Below are 25,536 nucleotides of genomic sequence, written 5' to 3'. Positions count from 1 at the left end.
CATAGTATAAGCATTAATTAGAATAGAATTTATTTCTTTATTCACTTGAATACATAAGTAAAGGTAGGAATATCTAGAGATTGATACGTTTGTATTAATTAACTTGGTGAACTAAACTTAATGTGAAGATAGGTCATAAAATGACCAAAATGGATTTTTATTATATTGCGATTTGATTTTTAATTGAGAACGGATTACGAATATGGCTTTCTTTATCTGTTCGAAAAAGCCAGAAGGAACTGATGTTATGGCCATTAGATTGATCAGAAGTTGACTAAAGTTGTTGGCATCTTGAAGCTTTATTCCTGATGCAAGAAATTAGAGGTATCAAAAAATGAAACGCGAACATATTATTGAATCATTGATAAACCAATTTGCCGAAAATATAAATAATTTACCTGATGAAACCTTACAAAATGTGGAGTCCGGAAAGCTAGTAATCAGTTTGACTCCTTCTGTTGGTAATGAAGCAGGAGGCAAAGGAGTACTAGCAACTCCATTAAAGAGTGCTGGACTTGAACGTGCTCAAGCTAAAAAAGCTGTTATATCTGCTCCTACCCCTGTTGCTGCAAAGAGACTTAGATAAATTTAGATTGTTTTCCCTTCTTAAGCCGGGACGTGTGAGTAATCTACGTCCCGGTTTATTATTTTCAACGACCATTAATAGAGTCTTAAAGTTGCCGTTGTACTTCCTCTGCTATCTTTACTGTTTGAGTGGAAACATCGCTCTTTTGAGTTTTATACTCAAAATCAAGAAAAATTGAAATGTGACAAACTTTGCAAAATATCCCTCAATTTTGTATTAAGCAACGTCCCCTAATTTCCGAAAAACTCCCGCAGTTTGTAAAATATAAGAGCTATTGCACCCCTGCTAGCTTGGGTTTCTGCGAGAGCATCTAGCATGAGAAAAGCATGAACGGTGGCTTCAAAGCGAACCAACAAAACAGGAACTCCCGCTTCAATGAGTTTGTGCGCATAGGCTTCACATTCATCACGAGTTATATCGCACTCAGCACTAATAATGAGTGCAGGAGGCAACCCGGATAGTTGTTCAAGAGTAGCCTGGAGTGGTGCTGCAGTAGGCTGATTCCGTACAGTAGTATCGGGACAATAGAAATTCCACAGACATTGAATTGCCTCTACAGAAAGAAAGTAACCATCTGCAAATTCCTGATAAGATGGCTGATCGAATGCTGCACTTGTCACAGGATAAAGAAGGAGCTGAAAACCAATTTTTGGTCCCCTGCGCTCTTTTGCTAGAAGAGTTACGGCTGCGGCAATATTCCCTCCTGCACTTTCTCCAGCAATAGCTAACCGTGAAACATCAAGGTTGAGTTGACCCCCATTTTCCGCAATCCATTGGATCACTGCATAGACTTCTTCGATCGGAATGGGGTATTGTCCTTCCGGTGCTCTTTGAAATTCCACAAAAATAAGAGCTGCGCCGGAACCATTCGTCAACGCGCTTAGCAAACGTTCATACATTTTATAATCGCCTCGTACCCAACCACCTCCATGCACATAAACCAACACTGGCAAAACTCCGAGAGTGCCGGGTGGGCGAAGGATGCGTATACTCACTTTACCATTTGGACCCACAGGAAGCTCACGCTTTTCAGTATCAACCGGTTCTTTTTTAACAGAAACCATTGTTTGTAGATGCTTAAAAGCATCCCGAGCTTGTTGGGGTGTAAGTTCATGAAATCTGGACCCAGGTTGGCTGTTCACCTGATCTAAGAACGTCTGAACGATAGGATCTATTATAGGTTTGGATTTCATCTAATGAACTCAGGTATTGTCCTCCGGATAAACCGGAGGACGGCATTATGAACTTTATTTATTATGTTCATTAACAAATTTCATCAGTTCATCATTGCATTTTTCCCATTCATCATAAAATAAACCATGTCCACTATTTTCAAAACGTATCAGTTTGGAACCCTTAATGCCCTTATGCATTGCTTCACCCAAGCCAAAAGGACAAACTCTATCGGCAGGAGCGTGGAAAATAGCAGTTGGTACTTTAACTTTTTCTAGATTTTTACGTTGATCGGTATCTCTAAGAGCAATGATGCATTCCGCAGTTGCGTAGGGAGATGCTTCCATACCCATATTCTGCATCCAATCTGCAAATTTAGGACTAACAGAATCCTCTTTATGGAAAAAGAGCTTTCCAAAATTTTCCAATAGTTGAGGTCTATCGGAATAGCATAAATTAAGCAACTCATTGCATTGATCAATAGTTAAACCATGAGGGTAATCTGAGCGCTGAGTCCAAATAGGCGCTGCTGCCCCTAAGAGTACCAACCCTGAAACCCGTTCATTATGATGGCGTACGCAATAGTTAATACATATTGCACCACCCATTGAATGACCAACGAGTGTGACATTATATAAATTAAGATGACGTAAAACTTTTAAAATATCATCTGCAAAAACATCGTAATTGTACTCGCCCCAAGGTTTATCCGATTTTCCGTAGCCTCTCATATCGATGCCAATGCAACGAAAGCCATGTTTCGGTATCTGAGTAAATTGATATTCATAGCAGCGATGGTCAAAAGGCCAACCAGAAATAAATACGATTGGTTTACCAGCGCCCCAATCCTGCACAAAAACGCGAGTACAGGCATCAACTTGTACATATTCCATATGTATCTCCTTGTTTAACAAATATTTAATTTTCTAAATCCTAAATAAACTAGCTATTGTTAACTATAGATGTATTTTTTTGAAAATGGGAAAATCTAAAAATTTTTTATCTCCTCCTAATCTCGCTTTTTTGAATTATCTATTGGAGGAACTTCATCATCATGTCTTTTGAGTTTTACTCTCAAAATCAGGAAATTGAAATTTAGCAAGCTCTGCAAAATATCCCTTAGTTTGAATTAACTGTTCAAAGTTTCCTTCCTGTATAATACGTCCGTCATGAATCACCAAAATTCGCGATGCACTTTTTAAAGTGGAGAGACGGTGGGCAATAATAACCTGGGTGATTTTTAATTTTGCCAAATACTCTTGAATTTTTGTTTGATTTTGATTATCAAGAGCACTAGTTGCTTCATCAAGAAATAAAATTTTTGGTTTTTTTATCAAAGCACGGGCGAGAACAATTCGTTGTTGTTCCCCTCCTGACAATGATTGCATCCCTTCATTAATAAAAGTATCCATTTCCATAGGTAAACCCGAAATCATTTGCTCCAAGCCCAAGTGATAAATAATATCCCACGCATCATTTCTAGTGAGATGTTTGTCATTGCCAATAATATTTTCAAGTATTGTTCCCGGTGTCAGAACTGATTTTTGAGTAACAACACCAATTTGTTGGCGTAAATTAGCTAAATTAATCATATCAATATTAATATCATCATAAAAAATTTGACCATCTAAAGGCTTTTCCATGCCTAATAAAATTCGGAATAAAGTGGATTTACCGCACCCAGAATTTCCTGTAATCCCAATTACTTCACCAGGATTAATTAATAAATTAATGTTTTTATAAATTAATGGCTGATTGTCCTCATAGCGAAAAGATAAATTCTTGATTTGAATTTTTCCTTCTAGCTTTATATGACTGCCTCCAAGCTGCAGCGGCTCGACTTTTGCCTCAAAAATAATCAGTGATTGTTCAAAAAGAGGTACAATAATCAAAATTGACGAAACAAAAGTAGTAAGCGTCAGTAAAGCTGAAAAAAATTGCGAAAATGCTGCATTAAAAGCAATAAAAGTACCAATTTGCATTTGTTTATTAAAATAAAAATAAATACAGAAGAGAATAAGGGTCATAAACAGGAGCAAAGAACCATGAATAATATGTATGCTAATCTGGATCTTATCTGCTTTATATCTCGCGATTAAAAGATTTGAGAAATAATCAGACCAGATATTAAACGCTCTGTACTCACTTGCTGATGCTTTGAATTTCATAATGCCACTAATTACTTGGAAAACAAAACCCGAAAGTTTGGTCAAATATTCATAGACTTTACGCTGATGAATAAGCAAGTGATGGCTAATAAAAAGGATTATAGAACTAATTATAAAAACACTGAGTAAAGCAAAAAATGCAAGCATCCAGTTGTAATAACACATTAAAATAAAAGATAAAAAAGCAACGATCACACTAAAGAGAGATAAAATTGTTGATTGAGTCAGCATTTCTTGAATGGTGGATACAACCCCTGCGCGATAAGCAATATCTCCGGCGTTCAATTGGCGAAAAAAGGTTGGCGTTAATTTAAGAAGCCTATCCCAAATCGCGGGTTCAAGCCGTCTTTGTATTTTAAAACGAAGATTTAACATTAGAACCGTTTGATTGATTGATAATAAGAAGAAGATTAATGTGTTAATCATTAATAAAATTGCTAAAAGTACTATCTGCCTGGACTCGATAAATTGACTAAAATTGTTAAAAAAGTAACTCATTAATACAGGCAAACTCATCAAAATAAGGCTTGATCCTAATTGCAAATACAAAACTGATTGAAATTCGCTTTTTAGAGTACTGAATGAAAATTTAAGGATATCGAAGAGTTTGGTTGCCGTTTTAGGAAGTGGTTTAATAAACGAAAAACCATAAGTTTCTATTTTATTTAATTGATTTGGAGATAAAGTGACAACTTCAGTTGGAGTAGAACATTGATAACCGCCATTTTTTTTAGGTACTAAGACACATGGAGAATTATCCATAAATCCAAGAAAAATACCAAGATCATAAGTCCACCATTTGTCTTTAAGGATCATTTTATGTATTCTAACACCTGAGTGAGTTGAAATTTTTTCCATTAAATCATCGAGATCGTCATCAAGATCTCCACTAGGTATTTTAAGACTGACATCCACAAGCTCAGCTAAATGTAATAAAGCATCAATCAATAATTTTTTATTATCTGAGGTGGAATGAATTTTGGTATTTTTATGACCTAATACTTGTTGAATTTTCAATAATCCCGGCGCAATATCTTCAAGCTCTGAATCATTCATAATAAGTAATCCCTTTCGATAAATCCCCTATATCGTCCGTTGAGCCTCATTAATTGATCATGATCTCCTCTTTCAATAATTCCTCCATCTTCAATGAGAATAATTTCATCACAATATTTTATAGCGCTCAAACGATGCGTAACAATGAGAAAACTGCAATTCATTTTACGCAAATTTTCATAGATTCTTGCTTCGCTTAAAGAATCAAGAGCTGAGGTTGCTTCATCAAGAAGAATCAATTCTGGTTTTTTTAACAAAGCCCGTGCTAATTCAATCCTTTGCGCCTGTCCAAGACTTATATTACCTCCCCCTTCCTGAATAGGATAGTCAAGGCCTCCTTTTAATTTAACTAAATCATAAATACAGGCGGCTTCAAGAGCCTCAATTATGGTTTCTTCATCAATACTTCTGTCCCACATGGTAACATTATCTCGAATAGTTCCTTCGAAAAGAAAAACATGTTGATCAACGTAGGAAACAATCTTAAACAATTCTTTGGGAGTATAATTTTTTATGCTTTTTCCTTTAAGATAAATTTGACCTGACCAAGGCTCAAAGAGTCCGCAAATCAAATTGAGCAATGAAGATTTTCCACCACCTGAAAGACCTGTAATCGCAATTGTACCACCCTTTCTTAAATGGATATTAATTTCTGACAAGATAGGAGCTTCTAGTTTTGAATAACCAAAATATAGATCTTTTATATCAATTAAGTTATTCGATTTTATATTACTTTCCTCTATTGCCTTCTCATTTTTTTGTGCCAATAAAACATCATTAACTCGAATTAAATCTGCTTTAAGCTCATTGATTTTCAAAAAATTATCGACAATTTCTATGACTGGGCCGGAAAAAAGAAGCAATAAAGTATAAATTGCAATTAAACCTCCTACGGTCATTGTTCCTTGTATAATAAAATGAAGGCCAAAGATAACCAGAAAAACCAGATTAAAGAAATAAAGAACACTGGGTAGTAATGAAATAAGTGCTGTATAAAAATCAATTTTTTGGTCTGAGTCAATTAGTTTAGATTTATAGCTTAGCCAACGAGAAAAAAAACGATTTTCTCCATTCATAAATTTTAGTGTCTCAATCATTTGAACACCACTATATTCAATACCGTATATCTTTGCATGATCCTGTGAGTAACGACGCCCAAGATCAATTATTTTTCTCTTAGTAAGAATAATTGCTAAAAAATTTAATACCGTAATGAAAATCGTAATCAGTCCGATGGTTTGATTTATTAATAAAATAAGAGCTGAATAGATTAAGATGCTTAAAACTCCAATGATTGATTCAGATAAAAAATCAGTTGTCTTTGTCGCTATTTCATCAAAAATATGCACCCTATTTGCAATATCACCGGTGGCTCTTTGCAAGTAATAGTTCATAGGTAAGTGCAAAAGTTTATTGAAGAACTCTGGAATTCTTTTAATTGAAAATTTTAATTTGTATCGTACTACATAATATTGCTGAATCCCCAAAAGTATTATCGTAATAATTAAGGTAATCGTCATGCCAATAATAAAACCAGGCATCCATTGCTTCTGATGTTTAACAATAATATTATCAACAAAAAACTCAATGAATAAAGCCAAAGATGCTTGCGGAATTGACAGAAGTGCTGAAACCAGGACGATATAAATAATTTCTGTTGAGTCTCCCTTTAAATGATCACGCAGTAAATCAAGGACTGTTTTTTCTTTTTTGCCCCCCGCTTTAAACTCTTTACTTGGTGTAATACGCAAAATAACACCGGTAAAACCTTTATCAAACTCTTCAATCGTGATAATCCTAGGTCCTGTAGCAGGATCATTGACATATACTTTATTCTTTATAATCCCTTCAATTACCATAAAGTGCTCAAATTTCCAGAAAATGATAAATGGTGTTTGCATATAACGAAGGGTATCTATTTCCTGAATACGTTTACCTTCTGCATTCATGCCTAAAGTTCTAGCTGCTTTAATAATATTGATTGCCTTTGAACCATCGCGGGTAACCCCACAGGCTTCTCGCATTTCCTCAGCAGAAATATATAAGCCATAGTAAGAAAGAATGATTGCAAGACAAACAGATCCACATTCCATGGCATCCATTTGGAGAATAGTAGGAGTTTTAACTCGCTTATGCGGGGTATTTAATAAACCAGGATCAAGATCAAATTTAATCATTTTTATTCGTTACCCAGTTTTTTGCCGATTTTAAAATTGGCAAAATTATAGAAAGAGGATGTTCTTTTTTAACAACAATTTCCACCTTCGTCACAGTACCAATTGAGAGCTTTTCTTTAGGGCCGGATGAGGTAGTCCAACGATAGCCTGTTGGAGTATCTGGCGAATGATCTAGTTCTATTTTTACTTTAAAAACAGGACCGTTTTGTTCAAATACATCAGCCATTTTTTGATTTTCTAATATACTTTCAAGACCTTCTGGAGTTATAGGTAACTCGCTCACAAAAGTTACTTTGCCAACTATTCCACCATACTCAAGCACATTGACATGTTTAGGGAAGACTTTAGATTGCATGCCAACAACAATTTTTTTGCCAACATCGGCATTGAAAAAGGCAATAACCTCTAAATCTTTATTGTGGGTAATGATATTAAGGAGCGTTTGTTTTTCAGTTAAAAAATCACCGGGTTTTACATACTCATTCGAAATGATTCCATCTTCTGGGCTCAAAACAGTTTCAGTTAATTTAATGTTTTCCATAAGTTTTTTTAAATTAAATTGTGATTGCGCCAATTTCTCCTGTAAATCACGAATTTTTGTATTCCAAGATTCAATATAATCATTTTTTTCTTGATTCAATTCGATAAGCGTATTCTCATTTTTAGTAATTTGTTCTTTCGAATCATAGTAAGCAACTTGTATGTCCGTTAACTCCAAACGCGATAAAATTCCCTTTTTAAAAGCAGCTTCCTGAATTTTTAATAAAGCTTCAAGACGATTCTTTTTTTCTTGTAAACTGTCATTAATTGTTTGGGCGTGAGTAACAGAATCTTGAATTTGTTTTAAGCGAATATCGATTTCGGATTTTGCAGTTTTTGTCAGCTCAGCCAATTTAATTTTCTGTTGCTCTATATAATTATTTAATTCTTTAGCTTCACTATTCATATTGGGATTCACTAAAGTAGCGAGTAATTGCCCCCTTTTTACTTTAACTCCAGGACGAACCCATAGTTGTTTTACATAACCCCCAGAAATAGGTGACATCACATTAATAATTTCCGCATTTTTTGCAAAAATTATTCCCTGCCCCTCAACTAAAGTAGAAATTTGACCAAAAATCAACCATAGCACGCCAGCTACGATTAACATAAAAAAAATGATTAAATAAACCCATGACTTAGGGGTAATAATTCGAATGGTTTGCTGGAAATCTTCGCGCTCATAAAATGACTCTACTGCCTGCTTACGATAGAGATCTGACTCTTTCATTTTATTTTCTCATACATAATACGAATTCGATGAGTCAGCACAGGAAGAAGCTGAAGACCAATAGCAGGATAAGCATGTATTTGAGTGGTAAAATCCCATTCTGAAATAAAAATACACTCTACATTTCCTAATGCTTTCACTGAGGCAGTGGTTTTGAGCTTATCAATTACAGAAATTTCGCCAATAATTTGCCCACGCTCTAATTGAGTAATTACTAATTCACTACCATCGTGTAACGTTTTAAAGACTTGAGCTGTACCCTTATAGACGACAAAGATGCCTGTCGGATTACTATTTTCAGCGATAATCAATTCATTCGGTTCAAAATGACGAAGTGTTGCCAAGTTAACTAAAGGCCAAAGAGCGTTCTTATTGAGCATCTTGAATAAATCTAATTCTTTCATGAAATTATATAATTCCAGATTTTCAGAGATGGGGTTATCCATAAGCTTCTCCTTCTGAAGGCAGAAAACTAAGTTCATTTACGGCTATCTAAAAATATATGCCCGCTCTATTTAAGCTCTATAGATTTAATAAATAATAAATTTGTTATCTAATTCAAAGATTAGACTGATTTAAGTTAATGAGCAAGGTTACTTAATTACCCAACCTAACTCAATCAATATTGAACCAAAATAGATAGTCCTTTTGAATGTAATCTATTTCTTTTTTTTGACATTTTTTTTCACATGACTCATTAATCTTCTTTTTTTATTAACTTGTCGTTGTGATAACTTATTTTTCTTATCAGCAAAAGGATTCACTCCTCCTTTAAATTCGAGTTTCAAAGGGGTTCCAACTAATCCAAGATGCTTAATAAATTCATTATTGAGATAACGTTTATAGCTATCAGGCAAGTCAGCTAATTGGTTTCCATGAATGACAATAACTGGTGGATTATGACCACCAAGATGGGCATAACGCAACTTAATCCTGCGTCCATTCACACATGGAGGAGTATGTTTTGTACTGAGGTCTTGAAGTAAACGGGTTAATCTTGGTGTAGAAAAAGATTGGGTTGCAGAAGTATAAGCTTCATTAATATCTTTAAACAGATTTCCTACCCCACTACCATGTAAGGCTGAAATAAATCTGATTTTTGCAAAATTCGCAAAGTGTAATCTTCTTGATAAGTCACTTTTTATTTTTTCTTTATGCTCTTCGTCCAATCCATCCCATTTGTTCACAGCAATCACTAACGCTTTACCCGATTCAATAATATAACCAAGCAGGTTCATATCTTGATCAGTAATTCCTTCATTAGCATCCAAAAGTTGTAAACATACGTTGGACTCTTCAATTGCCTTTAGTGTTTTAATCACTGAAAATTTTTCAATTTTTTCATCTATTCGAGATTTTCTGCGCACCCCTGCGGTATCAATTAAAACATACTTTTGACTGTCCCTGACAAAAGGAATGGCAATACTATCTCTGGTAGTTCCAGGCATATCATAAACAACGACTCTTTCCTCGCCTAAAATTCGATTAATCAAAGTTGATTTTCCAACATTAGGCCGACCAGCAAACGCAATTTTAATCGCATGATCCTCTTCAACTTTTTCACATTGTGGGGCAAGGGGTGATAAAATATCATCCAATAAAGATCGTATACCACTACCATGAGATGAAGAAATGGAGTGAACGCTTGCAATCCCTAAAGATTGAAAATCAGCACACGCAATATCATCATCTAAACCTTCAGTTTTATTAACTACAAGGTGAACTTTTTTATTTAATTTTCGTAAATTGTTTGCGATTTTTTCATCAATACCTGTTAAACCAGCGCGTCCATCAACTAAAAACAATACAATATCAGCTTCATTCAATGCTATTTCAGATTGTTTCGACATTAAACCATCAACAGCAATATCGTCGACGCCAATACCACCAGTGTCAACAACAATATAATGCTTACCATCATGTTGCGCTTGGCCATATTGTCTGTCACGAGTTAAGCCAGGATAATCTGCAACAAGAGCATCTTGTGTTTTTGTCAATTTATTAAATAAAGTAGACTTACCAACATTAGGACGTCCAACAAGTGCAATCACAGGGATCATGTTTAACTCACAGATAATTGATTAAGCATTCCATTGTCCGTTAATACGTATAACTTGCTTCCTATTACAGTTGGAGAAATACTTATTCCTCCCGAAATTTTTGCGCGAGCTAGTACTTCACCTGTTTGTGAGTCTAGAAAATGGAGGTATCCCGTTTTATCACCTACAACAATATCATTATTAATGAAAGTAGGTTCAGTCAATATCCTTGCTTTTAAAGCAGTTTGCTTCCAATTTACTCGACCACTGTGTTTATCAAGTGACCATATTACATCATGGCTATCAGTAACATATAAAGTATTTCCACTTAAAACCATATTCTTGTAAACAGAGCCTGGTTTTTTCCAAAGAAATTGTCCATCAGAAAGTGACAATGCACCAATAAAACCTTGATAAGTTGCCAAATAAACCACATTATTTTCAACTATTGGATCTGCATCTATATCTACCAAACGCTCTACATCGCTTGATCCAGCAGCATAAACAATACTTCGTTGCCAGATAACACGACCTGTATCTATATCAAGTGCATCTAATTTCCCATCAGAAAAACCAATTAGCAGCAAATTTCCCACTACTATTGGAGATGAGCTTGCTTTGAGAATCAAACTGGGTGAACCATGTTCTGCTGTCCATAATTGTTTACCATCTGCAACATTAAATGAGTATACCTTGCCATCAATTGTTTTAACGATTACTTTCCGGTGCACAATGACAGGTGGAGATAAAATTTCGCCGGAAACCTTAGCCTGCCATAATTTTTTACCATTATTCTGATTTAATACAACAACTGAAGAGTTGCTTGTACCTACAGCAATGTATCCATTTGCAATGGTAGGACCACTCACTAAACCATGTTTAAGGGGCGTGGTCCATTTTATTTTACCGTTACTTTTGTTCACTGCCTGAACAAGTCCACTCGCATCTGCAATGTATATAGTGGCGCCCTGAACTACAGGTTTGAGTCTTAAGTATTCTTTATTTTTAGACACTTTCCCTACAGGAACAGTCCATTTTGTAGTCACTTTAACTTTATCTTGAATTTCTTTAAGCTCTTTAGGCTTGGGGGTATTGTCTTTACCTAACATATAATCATCAAGCTTAGAGCACCCTTGCGCTATAATAAGGAAAAGTAAAATAAAAAATTTAATTTTCATGAAAATAAAACCTCAATTTGTACTGCCCAAATTTATTAAATTCCATCGCTTAATGATGCTCTAAATTTTTTTAATAGCTCACCAAAAAGTCATATTTAGTATCTCTTTGGATGAAAATACTTACATAACGATCTTTCTAAGATTATTTTCATCCAACCTGCCCTCAAATCTGATTTTCTCCAAGATTTTTAACTACAGACAGAGTAAGCCCGGGAATCAAAGGATGCTTCTTTCCATCGAATTACGGATTAGCAAAATCATACAGAATCCCCGATATAAATTTTATCAAATCCATTTACAATGACTCACTATGCAGACTGTACTTTTTTCTCTCCTGAAATCATTGAATGCGACTTACTTGCTATCTCATTCGTTTTCATTTCCAAAAATAAGTTACCCATTCCATTTGTTTTTACTTCATCTAATGCTAGTTTATAAGAATTCATGGCCTCTTGATATTGACCTGTTGCCCCATAAATATCCCCCTTCAATTCATTAATAACGGGTAAATAGGTATTATCATCAATACTGCTAAGCTCTTTTAATGCATTAGTATAAGATTTTTCTGCCGCATAGATACGTGCTATACGAATTTTTGCTATTTGTTTTAAAGCAAGTATTTGGCTATTAGAAGCGACACTTTGTAACTCCTCTGTAGCCTTGTCTAATTTATTTTTGGATACATAAATCTTGGCGAGAGTCATATGAGCGGCATCTGCATAAACCGATCCACTATGTTCATGGATTAATTCATTAGCATAAGATCTTACTGCTTTAATATTATGATTTGAAAGAGCAACCATCATATGCTCATATGCAATTGAAGCTTGTTGGGTCAATTTATCTTGATGCCAATGCAAATACCGATATCCAGCAACACTAAAGAGTATTAGCGATAATACAATAGTAATTAGATTACCGTATTGCTTCCACCATTTTTTTATTGATTCTAATTGTTCCTCTTCAGTCATATACACTGACATAGTACTCTCCCACCCTCATTCTAAATAATCTTTTAAAGCTTGATGAAGCATATTTTGATTTACTGTAATTTGATCTGTTCCGTTGCGTAAATCTTTAATGCCAATTTGTTCTTGGAGCATTTCATCTTCACCCAAAATTAAAGCCAAGCGTGCACCACTTTTATCTGCTTTTTTAAATTGGCTTTTAAAGCTTCCCCCTGCAGTATTTACCAATACTTCGACTTTAGGATATACATTACGAATTGATTCAGCAATCTTAAGCCCACAAACCACAGCATGATCATTTGTGGCAATAATATATAACGTATTTTTTTTCTCTTCTTGCTTTAATAGATTTAAAGTTTCCATAAGCAAATAAATTCTTTCTATACCTAATGCAAAACCAGCCGCGGGCGTTGGATTACCACCTAATTGTTCTACGAGTATATCGTAACGACCTCCAGCACAAACAGTTGCTTGGCTACCTAATCTATCAGTAACCCATTCAAATACTGTATACCCGTAATAATCAAGTCCACGAACTAAAACTGGATTTACTTCATAAGAAATTTTTAATGCATCTAAGCCATCACAAAAGGACTGAAAATGTGCACGACTATTCTCTCCTAAGACGTCAATTAATTTTGGGGCATTAGCTAATAACTGATGCATTTCAGGGTTTTTACTGTCCAAAATCCGCAATGGATTTCGATCTAACCTTCGTTTACTGTCCTCATCCAATTGACTTTTATGATCCAACAAATATTCTACCAAGACTTTCTTATAGTGATGTCGCTCAGATAATTCACCTAAAGTATTTACTTGCAATCGGACTAAATCACTAAAACCCAGCTGCTCCCAGAACTTCCGACAAATAGAGATCAACTCAAGTTCAATCATTGCTCCTGACATTCCAAATGCTTCGACACCAAGTTGATTAAACTGCCTATATCTGCCTTTCTGAGGTCGTTCATGACGAAACATGGGGCCCATATACCACAATTTTTGTTGCTGATTATGTAAAAGACCGTGCTCAAGGCAGGCACGAACACAACCTGCGGTTCCTTCTGGTCTAAGGGTAATACTGTCGCCATTTAGATCGTTAAAAGTATACATTTCTTTTTCAACGATATCCGTGACTTCCCCAATAGTACGTTTAAATAATTGCGTACTTTCAACAAGTGGAAAACGAATTTCTTGATAACCATAACAAGTGAGAACCTGAATAAACACTTGCTCTAAAGCGCGCCATAGAACAGTTACCTCAGGCAGTACGTCATTCATTCCACGGATTGCTTGAATTCGTTCAGTCACCTCTCTTCTCCATTGGAGACATTTCTGGTTTAGGATTGAGTAAAGATTGCATTTTAGATATATCAGTTAACTTAATCTCTAAATTTTTATTGACTGGTATTTGTTGATTCAGCGATAAATCGGCAGGAGTAGTGGTGCTATTTGTCGAAAATACCTGTTGATTATCCCTATTTTTTTGCCACCAAATACCAACAGCAACAATAACCCCCAAAGCAAATAAGAGAGTAAACCAACGAATGATATGTTCTGCTTTATGTGATTCGCGTTTACTCTGTTGCCATAAAGCACGTTCTGGTTTTCTCTCAACAAGGTACTGTTTATTAAATATTGCTAAATAAGGCTCGGGAGAAGTACCTAATAACTTGGCGTAAGCACGCAAATATCCTTTAACAAAAACAGGTTCAGGCAACAAATGAAACTCGTTATTTTCAATTAATTCAATGATACGAGCTCTTAAATGAAGCTTATTAGCAACATATTCGATAGTATAACCCTTTTGTTCTCGTATAGAGGCAAGGTGCGCTCCTGGATTCTTATCATTTTCAAGCATATTTTCATCCAGAGTGGTTATTGTGTTCATTATTTACTCCACTGTTATCGATATGGGAATTCAAATTATTTATACTTTGCTCATATTCTGCAGCGATATGATGCTGACCCACTTTATCAGAAACTTCTTTAGCTAAAGATAACAATATTTTGTCATTTAAAACTAAATCAGGATGATTCTGCACTAAAGCAAAAGCATCTTGCTCTTTTCCGGTTTTAATTTCTAATTTCAACAATTCATAAAAAGATACCTTCCGTGAGGGATCTTGATTCAATGCTTTGGTGAAATAAAACAGAGCCTTTTCATCATTAGGAACAGATAATGCGCATAGTCCTGCATTTTCATAAGCCCCAGCAGTATGGATATATTGTAAATCATTAACTGCTTTTAAAAAGTATTTTTCAGCATTTTTATAATCACCTTGGCGACATAAAAAAGCACCATAATTATTAAGCTGGGGCCCTCCGCTTCCGGTTAGAGATATTGCCTTTAAATAGTATTTTTCTGCTTGATCCAATTCTTTAGTTTGTTCAAAATAATAAGCTAATGCTGAATTAACATCAGGGGACGCAGGCTCTTGCTCAAATGCAGTAAGCAATTTCTTTTTCGCTCGCGGTCTGTCGCCTTGTTTTAAATAGCTTAACCCCAGCTGAACATTGTATGATGCAGCCCTACCAAGATCGGGCTTTTTTAAATTTTGTTTTTCACTTTCTTCATTATGAGTACATGCCTGCATCAACAAGCAGACCATAATCAACAAGGAATAAAACCTTTTTAACACAATCTTCCACATTAAGATTATAAAATGATTGGGCATTATAACCGCTTACTGATAAATTAAAAATGATTTGTCATAAATAATAAGGTTTGTTGGCAATTCATCTTGCTTCCAATGCTCTGAATCTTCTACATATCTCTGAATTTTATTCCCTCGTACGCTGTTCTTGATCAGCCTTGGATATAAAATTTAATTTTTGCCATCTTTGAGAGCGGGTTGTTCTATCCTTTACCTCTCCCGCTAACTGACCACATGCAGCATCAATATCATCACCTCGTGTTTTACGAGTAATGGTGTTAATTCCATGTGCCATCAATTTTTCCCTAAATGCATCGATTGCTTCTTGCGAAGAACGCTCATATTGTGTCATTGGAAATGGATTAAAAGGAATTAAGTTTACTTTTGCAGGAATATTACGTAATAACTTAATTAATTGAGTTGCGTGCTCTGGTTGATCGTTTACTCCTTTAAGCATCACATATTCAAAAGTTACCTTCCTTCTTGGTTCATTTTTAAAATAAATTTTACACAAGGCCATTAATTGAGCTAATGGATATTTCTTATTAATTGGGACAAGTTCATTTCTCAATTCGTCATTAGGTGCATGAAGAGAAACTGCTAAAGCGACCGGACTTACCTCTCTTAAACGCTCTAGATCAGGTAAAACCCCAGAAGTACTTAAAGTAACTCGTCGTTTTGATAAGCCATATGCAAAATCATCCATCATAATATTCATTGCAGAAACAACATTATCAAAATTAAGTAATGGTTCCCCCATTCCCATCATCACCACATTTGTGACTCTTTTGTCATGATTCCCTTGGCTTTGTGATAGTTCACGTACTGCCAACCAAACCTGTCCAATAATTTCGGCTGTTGTGAGATTTCGATTAAAACCTTGTTTCGCTGTAGAACAAAAAGAACAATTTAAAGCGCATCCAACTTGAGAGGAGACACATAAAGTTCCTCGGTTAGTTTCGGGAATATATACAGTCTCAATACAATTTCCGCATTCAAGCTTTAATAACCATTTATGAGTTCCGTCATTAGATTTTTGACACGCAATTATTTCTGGTAATTTAATGTAGGATAATTGAAGTAGCTTTTCTCTTAGCGCCTTTCCTAGGTTAGTCATTTTAGCGAAGTCAGTTAAGCCTGCTTGATGAATCCACTGTATTATTTGCTGAGCTCGATATGGTTGTTCACCCCAGCTACTCAATAGCTCACGCATTTGTTGGTAATTATAATTCAGAAGATTTACTTTTTGTGCAGTCAATTTTCGCTCCAAATTTAATGACACTAAGTAAAGGATGTGATTAAGGAATGATGTAGCCAGTGCACAAAAGAGCAAATCTCAGGACTTTAATCAAAGTAACAACCCAGGCTCCGCTTCGCTCACCTAGGCTACAATCTACAACAATCACTTAATGCCTTTAAAATTTTTATCTTTCACAAACTTCATGTGGTTCAAAGAAGAACGCAATTTCACGAGTGGCATTTTCTAAACTATCCGAACCATGTACTGCATTTGCATCAATACTATCAGCAAAATCAGCACGAATGGTTCCAGGTGCAGCTTCTTTAGGATTGGTAGCACCCATAATTTCTCTATTTTTCAAAACAGCGTCTTCGCCTTGTAATACTTGGACCATTACTGGACCTGAAATCATGAACTCAACTAAATCTTTAAAAAATGGTCGTGCACGATGAATGTCATAAAAATTTTCTGCTTGCTCACGAGAAAGTTGCATCATTTTTGCTGCAATAATGTTTAGACCAGCATTTTCAAAACGTGTATAAATTTGACCAATTACAGATTTAGCTACTGCATCAGGTTTAATAATTGACAATGTTAATTCTTTTGCCATTATGCACTCCATAGGGGTTAGATTAAAGTGCCATATTATACACGAAATCCTTGCTCTATGGCTAATATAAATTCATTTTTAAGTCAATGATTGGTTTATTCTTTTTAAGTTAGATTGTTTTGCTCTACCCGGCAGCTCCTATGCTCTTATCAAAATATAGGGGCTCTCTATTAATAGCGTCTTGTTCTGGATCAATCTTATAATCAGGTAAAAACTTAATAAGATCAACGACACGAAGAATTGTCTCGTAAAATTGATCTCGAAAAGAATTAGCAGACTGGGTTATTTCCTCGGTTTTAACAATATACTCTTGTATTTGTACATTAAAATCAGATTCAATTTTAAATATTTTTTCCAAATTAAAGACGATTCTTACTTTGAGATCCTGAGTTAATGATATTTTAAGAATGTCATTCATTTTTTCAATAAAAGAAAACTTGTTTTCCTCTGTCTGATTATCCATTATGTTACAATAAATCAAAGCATGCCTCATTGCTTTACGAATTTCACTTTTGGGTCCAGAAAAATTCGCAGTTTTTAAGGGAGATTTCAAAGCATTAATTGCTTTTTCCATTTCACTATTAAACATGTGCGATACTTTTATCAGGACTGATTGGCTTTCAGCAATGAGATAATCATGTTGGCCATGTATTCTATGAAACTCATCACCAAGGGCGATTAATTGTTGTCGCTCTCTTTCTAAAGCTTCGCGAGTTACAGCACCTTGGGCTTCTTCATCTTTAGCACTTTCACCAGATAACAAATAATCAATAAACAGTTTTTGAGCATAAACATGATAATCATTTGCTTGTTCCAAGATAATACCATTTAATACATTTCTTAATGGAACCCGCACTAAATGATGATATAAGCTCGTCGGAGTTTTAATTGCTTCAACCAGTTCTGCATGTTCTAAATTAACTTGGTATTTCCCCAAGATACGTTCAGCCGTGATTACCCCATAAGTGGAAAACCAATGGCTTAATTCATTATTAACTTCTTCCCCGTTCATTTTTCATCCGATTTAATTTTTTCAAAGTATGTGATATAAGACAGCTTATTTTAATAAGTATAGTGTATTCATAGATGTTAAAACGATTAGATACTGATTTACAATCAGTAAATGATTTTCTGCAGATAAAAACACCTCAAAAATGGTTAGAGTATGCAGCAAAACACGTCCCTTTACTATTAATTGATCATGCTCATTGTGAACGTAAAGCAGCTGCAACTGCCATCAATTTCATCAGTAAGTATCCAGAAAAAAAGGAATTAGTCGACGTCATGTCACCTTTAGCCCGTGAAGAACTGCTTCATTTTGAAAAAGTGATACAAATTATGATTCGAAAAGGCATTCAATTTAGTCCATTGCAACCCTCGGGATATGCAACTCAAATGCATAAGCAGGTTACGAGTAGAGACATGATTCAGCGTTTATGCGATCAACTTATAATCGGCGCCATCATTGAAGCTCGCTCATGTGAGCGTTTCCATGCCATTATTCCTTACCTTGAAGACCAAGATTTGGCAAAATTTTACAATACTTTAATTAAATCCGAAGCCCGACATTTTGAAGATTACTTGAAGCTAGCGAAATTATACGGCGGAGATATAGAAAACCGACTCAGCATATTTTTATCTTTGGAAAATAGCTTTATCTTAGCAACAGATGAGGTATTTCGCTTTCATAGCGGAATACCTCATCAATAAAAGCTGTATCTGTTCAGGGATATGCTTGCCTCTTGGTGAAAGGCTGGATTGGAGCGCGGGTTGTGCGCGAAAATAGCTCTGAGAAAACGGAACATACATCAGTAGTAAGGCTTTCGAAGTATCATTTTCGCGCAGGATGTGCCAAATGCAGCCTTTCGGGTGCATTTGGCTAAAAACTTCTTCTCAAATCTTTATATTGAAGGAGAATGAGGTTGTGGTTCTTCTTCAAAGGTCAATTCAGCATTTGCTGGATTTTTTAGGAATTCAACAAGAGTTGGTTTTAAGCTATTAAATGCCTCTTCATCTAGATATTTACCAGTAGTGGGATTCATGTGTTTATTTGGCTCGCCGGGCACTATCTGGTAATTATTTTCTATTAACCACGCATCAACAAGAGCCTTAAATGCTTCATTTGCAGGGTGAGGCTCTTTGCTAATTATCTTTATCGGCTGGTTCTTATCATCAAGTTTAGGTTTTCCTGTTTCTTGATCTATTTCATATTTAATATTTCCCTTTTCATCTCGTTCGTAAACTACGAGTGGAGCACCATCTTTACGAGTTAATGGAGCAACATTTAGCTTTCCATCTTTAAATGTAACATTATGATGAAGAGTAGGCAGATCAATGTCAGCATCACCTTTAATTGCATCACGCATATTACTCTTCAACTTAATCCATGCTTTACCAAGGGGATCTTCATTTTTCTCATATACATATTTGTTATAAAACTCCCCAAATGTTTGCTCTCGTGAAACAGCTATTGCTTTGTTCATTTTGCCAAACATATTCAACAAAGACATCATTGCAGCACGGTAGTCTTGATAGGAGTTTTGTTCTGGCTTCATAGCTTCGTCAGCAAGGCGATTAACTTCGTCCCAATAAGTGATTGCATTACCTTTGTCATCGTGTCCTTTTATATGCTTATTTCTAAGCTCTTCCATTGCCTGAGCATATTCCATCCGCCGCTTAAGCATTTGCGCATTCATATAATCTTGCGCCATTTTTTCATTTTCTTGCTTGCGTAATTCCTCAGCTGCTTTTGCAGATTTATCCTGTGCCTCGGCTATCTTCTTCGCATATTCATCATCTTTACTACTAGTCATACCCAACCTCTCCACAAAAATTACACATGAACAAAACATAGCCCCTTTGTATTATCATAACACAATAATTGGGGTTTGTCATCCCAATCACTTAATACATAACGTCTTAATTTTTCCACATTATTTTCATAAATAGTTATACCCGGTTTATGAGTATGTCCATGAATTAATTGCGTTACCTTATAGTGCCTCATATGCTTAATAATCACTTCAGAAACTACATCCATTTCTTCCATTGATCTGTTTTGATTCATCTGACTTCGATAACGCACTTGACTCACCAAACGCTGACGCAATTTCAACGGTAACTTTAAAAAAAAGTAGGAAAATACCTTATTCCTCGTTAATCGCCTAAAACGTTGATGAGCTAAGTCTTTAGCACAATAACGGTCTCCATGGACTAAAAGTATTTTTTCTTGATCTAACTGAATAACAGTAGGTTCCGATAAAATAGTCCAGCCTGCAAGTTGAGCGAAATCTCTACCCAATAAAAAATCGCGATTACCATGCATATAAAAAATATCAATCCCGTGATTTTTCAAAGAGTATAATTGAAGAGCGATGCTTCTACTCCACTCATCAATTGAATCATCTCCTGCCCAAGCATGAAAAAAATCACCCAAAATATAAATACTTTTCACAGAAACTTTTGCCCATTTAAGAAATTGATTAAATCGCTCTTGAATCTCTTGATTCTCGGGATGCAAATGAAGATCTGAAATAAAAACAACATCTATCATAAGGGCTCAATATGTATATGTTCATCTAATAAATAGATCTGACAAGGTTTATTACAAGGTTCTATAGCATCACTTAAGCGATAAAAACCGGCAATGGACACTAATTCTGCCTCAAGTGACTGACAAAAAATACGTGCTTCTTTATCTCCAGAAATACCCGCTAAAGCTCTTCCTCTTAAAGCACCATATACATGGATACATCCATCAGCTAATAATTCGGCGCCATGACTCACTGAAGAAGTAACAATAAGATCGGTTCCTTTTGCAACCACTTGTTGACCGGATCGAACGGGGGTAGTTAGTAATTTTGCCGTTGTTTTCACTATTTCATGATGTGTATTTTCAATAGCTTCGACAATGGGCTTATCTTGAGTTGATGAAGCATGCAACACCGCTAAACCGTGACATTGGGCTAAAGAATGATGCAACGGGGTTCCACCTTGAATAGCAACAGGAATCATGCCATGAGTTCGTGCAACCTGGACTAAAGCTTGTAAATCAAATTCTAGATGTTGAACCGCAGACAAATCAAAAACCACTGGAATATGTTCAAACAATTTGGGTGCTTTGGTTATTGTATCATGGAGTTGTTGTGAAAAAAGATTAATGTTTGTATTTAATACATGTAATACAGTAAATGTATAAAGACGCCCTTTTAATTTAAACGCTTGTATCTGTGTTGTATTTTCACTCATGAGTATGATATCCATAATCAATATTTTTGTTTATACTAACATGTGAAAACCAATAACAGAAGGATATTAAGGTGGATAAACGGTGGTTTGAACAATATCAAAAAGGAGTTCCTCATGAAATTGACCCAAGTCAATATTCTTCCCTTGTAGCTTTGTTTAAAGAATCATGTACTCGTTATGCTCATAAACCTTCATACACCAATATGGGACATAGTATTACCTTTGCAGAACTAAATACATTAAGTCGTGATTTTGCTGCCTACCTGCAACAACTTCACTTAAAAAAAGGAGCACGAATTGCAATTATGCTCCCTAATGTTCTCCAATATCCTGTAGCATTATTTGCTATTTTGCGCGCTGGCTATGTTGTTGTTAACACAAATCCGCTATATACCACTGATGAACTCATTCATCAAATGAATGATTCCGGGGCTGAAGCAATCATAGTACTTGCTAATTTTGCAAAAACTGTTGAAAAAGGATTAAACTCTATTCCCGCCTTAAAACATGTTATTGTCACCGAAGTGGGCGATTTATTTCCTACGATAAAACGAATCATTGTCAATTCGATAGTTAAATACGTAAAAAAAGCGATACCTGCTTATCACATTCCTCATGCAGTAGCCTTTAATTATGCGTTATTAGAAGGAAAACAATCTTCATTACATCACGTGGACTTAGCTCATGATGATATTGCATTTCTACAATATACAGGAGGAACAACTGGTGTAGCCAAAGGCGCTATTTTAACCCACGGCAATATGATCGCCAATATTTTGCAAGCTGACTCATGGATAAAGCCTTTAGGTTTAGATGATGATGAAATCATTGTCACCGCGATTCCTCTATATCATGTTTTTTCCCTTACTGCTAATTGTCTAACCTTCTTAAAAGAAGGTGCAAAAAATGTACTCATTACAAATCCTCGTGATACAGCAAATTTTATTAAAGAGATTAAAAATGTTCGTTTTACGGCAATTACTGGCGTAAATACTTTATTTAATAGTTTATTAAACCATCCACAATTTAAGGATGTTGATTTTAGTAGATTAAAGATTGCCCTTTCTGGTGGAATGGCATTACAAAAAAGTGTTGCTCTTAAGTGGTTCGAAGTGACTAAAACTCCTGTATTAGAAGCATATGGCTTAACAGAAACAAGCCCTGCAGCCATAATGAATCCAATGAATCTCACCGAATACACTGGCAGTATAGGAGTACCTATTTCATCTACAGAAGTAATTATTCTAGATGATAACGAGAATGAGGTTCCTATAGGAACAAGTGGAGAAATATGTATCAAAGGACCGCAGGTAACCCCAGGTTATTGGAAACGACCCGATGAAACGGCTTTAGTTTTTACTAAGAATGGCTATTTAAAAACTGGTGACATAGGAAAAATGGATGAAGAAGGTTTCATTTATTTAGTTGATCGAAAAAAAGACATGCTCCTCGTCTCTGGATTTAACGTTTATCCCAATGAAATAGAACAAGTTATAGGAATGCATCCAGGTGTTTTAGAGGTTGGTGTTGTTGGAATTTTTGATAAGGACTCTGGTGAACGCGTCAAAGCCTGTATTGTGAAAAAAGATCCTAACTTAACTGCCGAACAAGTTATTTCTTATTGCCGAGAACATTTAACTGCATACAAAGTTCCTAAAGAAATCGAGTTTTATGAGGAGCTTCCCAAAACAAATGTAGGCAAAATCTTGCGTCGCGCCCTTAAAGACTCGCAAAGCAGCCCATCTCCTAGCCTATCCAATAAAAAACCTGCTGTTGCAGTATAAAAGTAGCCTAGAGATGTGTATCGGATTTGATGCAAGAACAATATTTTGGAAACGCGAAAAGCTTTCAAAGTATTATTTTTCGCGTGAGATGCACTCTCACAATACAGCCGTTCCAGATACATAGACTTAAAGAACATGTATTCGTCCTCGTGCAAGCGGAACCCATTTTAATGGAAGTACTATATCTCAATAGCAATGAGCTTCCGCTTGTATAAAATTTTCAGGTACTAATTGACCACTGAATTTATTTTATCAATTGCATCATTATCCGAGCTGTTGCTCCCCAAACCCAATCTTTATTTGCTGTAAACTCGCATGTTTTATACCGCCGCCCATTACGTTCAATCATAAAAGTTCTATAATTCTTTGCATCTTGCGCCAAGAACATGGGAATAGAAATTAAACGAACTACTTCCTGAGTATTTAAATGATAAGGATGTACTGATTGGATGCCTGCTAGCCAAGGATGAATAATACTTCCCAAGAGTGTTTTTTCGGTCTTTAATTCTTTTATTAGTGTTACACGATTAGAACTAATCCCTAACTCTTCTTCCAACTCTCTAAGTGCTGTAGCATAGTAATTCTCATCACCCTCTTCCCACCTTCCACCAGGAAAACAAATTTCGCCTGGGTGAGTACGAAGTTGATCACTACGTTGAGTTAGAATTAACGAATCAGATTCTTGTTCATAAAGAACAATCACAGCTGAATTTTTAAAACTACTTCTTATTAATTCATTTGAGGCCATTCATAATCGCCGCCATTTTAATAAAGCATTCACGATATTCATCTTCATGGTTTGAGTCAATAACAACTCCGCCACCAGCAGCTAAATGCAAAAAATTATCTTTAGCTGTTATCGTACGAATAGCAATATTCGTATCAAAACGCCCATGCCGTGAAAAATAACCTATTGCACCACAGTAAACGCCACGGGCGTATGACTCTTGCTCATGAATAATATGCATCGATTCAATTTTTGGTGCCCCCGTAATAGAACCACCTGGAAAGCAAGATAAGAATGCATCAAATGGTTGAACAGATGATAAACACATAGCTTCTATTGTACTCACCAAATGGTGCACTGAATTATAACTTTGAATCTCACATAAACCTGTTACTTGGACTGAACCTGGTTGAGCAATTTTACCTAAATCATTACGCAGGAGATCCACGATCATTACATTTTCAGCTCTATTTTTCTCACAAGAACCTAACTCAAGCTTTAATTGTTCATCTTCCAGAGAATCATTAGAACGTCGAATAGTTCCTTTAATGGGTGACGTAATTAATTGACCATTTTCATAATATAAAAAACGTTCCGGAGAAAAACTTAAAATATCAGCACAAGTTGTCCTTAAAAAAGCAGCAAAAGGAACTGGATTTTGTTTACTGATTTTTTTATATAAGGCCCAACTATCTCCGTCATAAGCAGCACGAAAAGGTTGAGTGAGATTGACTTGATAACTTCTGCCCTCTTTTAGTGATTGATAAATCTCCATAAAAGCTTTGATATAATCTTCCTGATTCATTAAAGGAGTAAAATTACTTTGCAAAGCCGCATCGTTGCATTGCCATTCTGAATCATGCCATAAATCTAAAACTTCCTTGACTACTCCATGTGTCGACTGATGCAAATTTGCAGCAAATAACGTCACTAATTTTTGCTCATGATCCGCAATAATAGCCCAATCATACAAACCAAGATTTAATAGAGGCATATTCTGCAATGTCGATTGTATTTTTGACTCGATTCCTAATTGTCTTGCCCCAAAATCATAAGAAACATAACCTATAGCCCCTCCTTGAAATGGAAGATCAGTGACTGCCAATTGAGAAGATAAGAGATGATTCAATTGATTTACTCGTTGCGATACGTTATGCATATTTTGATCGATCTGAATAAAATCATAAGGGTATGCACTGACAATATCGTAACGTCCTCTTAAATGATCACTACTTTCAAGTAGTACAAAACCAGGAAGATGACTAAGCTTTTGATAAAACTCGGGTAACAAAGGAGAATAGTCTAAAGAATATAGTACAAATTGACTCAAAATATATCCTCATCAATAAATTCAGTTAGCCCTTAATGGTCTAATACAGTTGAGCACCTTCTTAATTATCTCTCTCAACCGAGATAATTTTTAAATGTAACATCATTGTTCTCTATAAGGCTAGTTGCTTTTCACAATACCCAGTTCGAGTTTTATAGCAAACTACTTGAATTGAAACTGAAAATCTCACATTAATTATGACACATCCATGCCTTCGCTAATCACAAGCTTTATGAGATAGCTTTTGCTGAGAAACTCAAAAGTAGTTCGAGGCCTTTTCAATCAAACTCACGTTACTTATCTCTGGTTTTTAAACTCATTTGTGAGT

The 25,536-nt window shown here is 35.5% G+C and carries 23 protein-coding genes; 3 read left to right on the top strand and 20 right to left on the bottom strand.

Going from position 1 to position 25,536, the window contains the following annotated elements; translation table 11 throughout:
* The first annotated feature begins 334 nt into the window (after positions 1-334).
* Positions 335-586 (top strand): hypothetical protein, encoded by a 252-nt coding sequence (locus tag DYH34_RS08305; protein WP_058463543.1) that lies wholly within the window; start codon positions 335-337, stop codon positions 584-586.
* A gap of 230 nt (positions 587-816) precedes the next feature.
* On the opposite strand, the gene DYH34_RS08300 is transcribed toward DYH34_RS08305, so the two are convergent.
* The 15 genes from DYH34_RS08300 to DYH34_RS08230 all read right to left on the bottom strand — a co-directional run bounded on the left by DYH34_RS08300 (position 817) and on the right by DYH34_RS08230 (position 18,131).
* Complete coding sequence (locus tag DYH34_RS08300) at positions 817-1,728, bottom strand: alpha/beta hydrolase (RefSeq protein WP_244918534.1); 912 nt, start codon at positions 1,726-1,728, stop codon at positions 817-819.
* Between the two features lie 105 nt (positions 1,729-1,833).
* Positions 1,834-2,652 carry an alpha/beta fold hydrolase gene (locus DYH34_RS08295; RefSeq protein ID WP_058463545.1) on the bottom strand — a complete coding sequence of 273 codons (819 nt, stop codon included), beginning with the start codon at positions 2,650-2,652 and terminating at the stop codon, positions 1,834-1,836.
* Between the two features lie 159 nt (positions 2,653-2,811).
* Positions 2,812-4,983: an ATP-binding cassette domain-containing protein gene (locus tag DYH34_RS08290; RefSeq protein WP_058463546.1), complete on the bottom strand. Its 2,172-nt coding sequence runs from the start codon at positions 4,981-4,983 to the stop codon at positions 2,812-2,814.
* Positions 4,980-7,160, bottom strand: coding sequence for a cysteine peptidase family C39 domain-containing protein (locus DYH34_RS08285; protein ID WP_058463547.1), 2,181 nt, complete (start codon positions 7,158-7,160; stop codon positions 4,980-4,982). Before DYH34_RS08285 ends, DYH34_RS08290 begins: the two co-directional genes overlap by 4 nt.
* Entirely contained in the window at positions 7,153-8,430 is a 1,278-nt protein-coding gene (locus DYH34_RS08280; RefSeq protein WP_083502697.1) for an NHLP bacteriocin system secretion protein, read from the bottom strand. Before DYH34_RS08280 ends, DYH34_RS08285 begins: the two co-directional genes overlap by 8 nt.
* Positions 8,427-8,876: a Crp/Fnr family transcriptional regulator gene (locus DYH34_RS08275; RefSeq protein WP_058463548.1), complete on the bottom strand. Its 450-nt coding sequence runs from the start codon at positions 8,874-8,876 to the stop codon at positions 8,427-8,429. The genes DYH34_RS08280 and DYH34_RS08275 overlap by 4 nt, the downstream gene beginning before the upstream one ends.
* A 213-nt stretch (positions 8,877-9,089) precedes the next feature.
* A complete protein-coding gene (der, locus tag DYH34_RS08270) occupies positions 9,090-10,490 on the bottom strand; it encodes a ribosome biogenesis GTPase Der (RefSeq protein ID WP_058463549.1) in 1,401 nt (466 codons plus the stop codon).
* Between the two features lie 2 nt (positions 10,491-10,492).
* Positions 10,493-11,647: an outer membrane protein assembly factor BamB gene (gene bamB / locus DYH34_RS08265; RefSeq protein ID WP_058463550.1), complete on the bottom strand. Its 1,155-nt coding sequence runs from the start codon at positions 11,645-11,647 to the stop codon at positions 10,493-10,495.
* Between the two features lie 308 nt (positions 11,648-11,955).
* Entirely contained in the window at positions 11,956-12,630 is a 675-nt protein-coding gene (locus DYH34_RS08260) for a YfgM family protein (protein WP_058463551.1), read from the bottom strand.
* 15 nt (positions 12,631-12,645) lie between these two features.
* Positions 12,646-13,923: a histidine--tRNA ligase gene (hisS, locus tag DYH34_RS08255; protein ID WP_058463552.1), complete on the bottom strand. Its 1,278-nt coding sequence runs from the start codon at positions 13,921-13,923 to the stop codon at positions 12,646-12,648.
* The gene (locus DYH34_RS08250) at positions 13,916-14,503 is read right to left on the bottom strand and encodes a helix-turn-helix domain-containing protein (RefSeq protein ID WP_058463553.1); all 588 of its coding nucleotides are present in this window, start codon (positions 14,501-14,503) and stop codon (positions 13,916-13,918) included. Before DYH34_RS08250 ends, hisS begins: the two co-directional genes overlap by 8 nt.
* A complete protein-coding gene (pilW, locus tag DYH34_RS08245; protein WP_058463765.1) occupies positions 14,478-15,254 on the bottom strand; it encodes a type IV pilus biogenesis/stability protein PilW in 777 nt (258 codons plus the stop codon). Before pilW ends, DYH34_RS08250 begins: the two co-directional genes overlap by 26 nt.
* A 142-nt stretch (positions 15,255-15,396) precedes the next feature.
* The gene (gene rlmN / locus DYH34_RS08240) at positions 15,397-16,527 is read right to left on the bottom strand and encodes a dual-specificity RNA methyltransferase RlmN (RefSeq protein ID WP_058463554.1); all 1,131 of its coding nucleotides are present in this window, start codon (positions 16,525-16,527) and stop codon (positions 15,397-15,399) included.
* A gap of 166 nt (positions 16,528-16,693) precedes the next feature.
* A complete protein-coding gene (gene ndk / locus DYH34_RS08235) occupies positions 16,694-17,119 on the bottom strand; it encodes a nucleoside-diphosphate kinase (RefSeq protein WP_058463555.1) in 426 nt (141 codons plus the stop codon).
* A 124-nt stretch (positions 17,120-17,243) separates the two neighbouring features.
* The gene (locus tag DYH34_RS08230; RefSeq protein WP_058463556.1) at positions 17,244-18,131 is read right to left on the bottom strand and encodes a hypothetical protein; all 888 of its coding nucleotides are present in this window, start codon (positions 18,129-18,131) and stop codon (positions 17,244-17,246) included.
* Between the two features lie 74 nt (positions 18,132-18,205).
* Between DYH34_RS08230 and DYH34_RS08225 the strand changes: the two genes are divergently transcribed.
* Entirely contained in the window at positions 18,206-18,829 is a 624-nt protein-coding gene (locus DYH34_RS08225; protein ID WP_058463557.1) for a MiaE family protein, read from the top strand.
* Positions 18,830-19,020: 191 nt separating this feature from the next.
* On the opposite strand, the gene DYH34_RS08220 is transcribed toward DYH34_RS08225, so the two are convergent.
* The 3 genes from DYH34_RS08220 to minC are packed head-to-tail and all read right to left on the bottom strand — an operon-like array spanning position 19,021 to position 21,367.
* Positions 19,021-19,932: a hypothetical protein gene (locus DYH34_RS08220; RefSeq protein ID WP_058463558.1), complete on the bottom strand. Its 912-nt coding sequence runs from the start codon at positions 19,930-19,932 to the stop codon at positions 19,021-19,023.
* A gap of 20 nt (positions 19,933-19,952) precedes the next feature.
* Complete coding sequence (locus DYH34_RS08215; RefSeq protein WP_058463559.1) at positions 19,953-20,672, bottom strand: UDP-2,3-diacylglucosamine diphosphatase; 720 nt, start codon at positions 20,670-20,672, stop codon at positions 19,953-19,955.
* On the bottom strand, positions 20,669-21,367 hold the full coding sequence (gene minC / locus DYH34_RS08210; protein WP_058463560.1) for a septum site-determining protein MinC: 699 nt from the start codon (positions 21,365-21,367) through the stop codon (positions 20,669-20,671). Before minC ends, DYH34_RS08215 begins: the two co-directional genes overlap by 4 nt.
* A 71-nt stretch (positions 21,368-21,438) precedes the next feature.
* Here minC and DYH34_RS08205 point away from each other — a divergent pair, with 71 nt between their 5' ends.
* Positions 21,439-23,151, top strand: coding sequence for an AMP-binding protein (locus tag DYH34_RS08205; protein WP_058463561.1), 1,713 nt, complete (start codon positions 21,439-21,441; stop codon positions 23,149-23,151).
* Between the two features lie 244 nt (positions 23,152-23,395).
* Here DYH34_RS08205 and DYH34_RS08200 read toward each other — a convergent pair whose 3' ends face one another.
* Together DYH34_RS08200 and pabB are read right to left on the bottom strand one after the other, a co-directional pair.
* Entirely contained in the window at positions 23,396-23,899 is a 504-nt protein-coding gene (locus DYH34_RS08200; protein ID WP_058463562.1) for an NUDIX hydrolase, read from the bottom strand.
* A complete protein-coding gene (gene pabB, locus DYH34_RS08195) occupies positions 23,886-25,208 on the bottom strand; it encodes an aminodeoxychorismate synthase component I (RefSeq protein ID WP_058463563.1) in 1,323 nt (440 codons plus the stop codon). Before pabB ends, DYH34_RS08200 begins: the two co-directional genes overlap by 14 nt.
* Positions 25,209-25,536 lie beyond the last annotated feature (328 nt).

The sequence above is a fragment of the Legionella cincinnatiensis genome, assembly GCF_900452415.1.
GTDB classification, from domain to species: domain Bacteria; phylum Pseudomonadota; class Gammaproteobacteria; order Legionellales; family Legionellaceae; genus Legionella; species Legionella cincinnatiensis.
The sequence above is the reverse complement of the archived record's forward strand: the minus strand, read 5'-3'. Positions and strand labels throughout refer to the sequence as shown.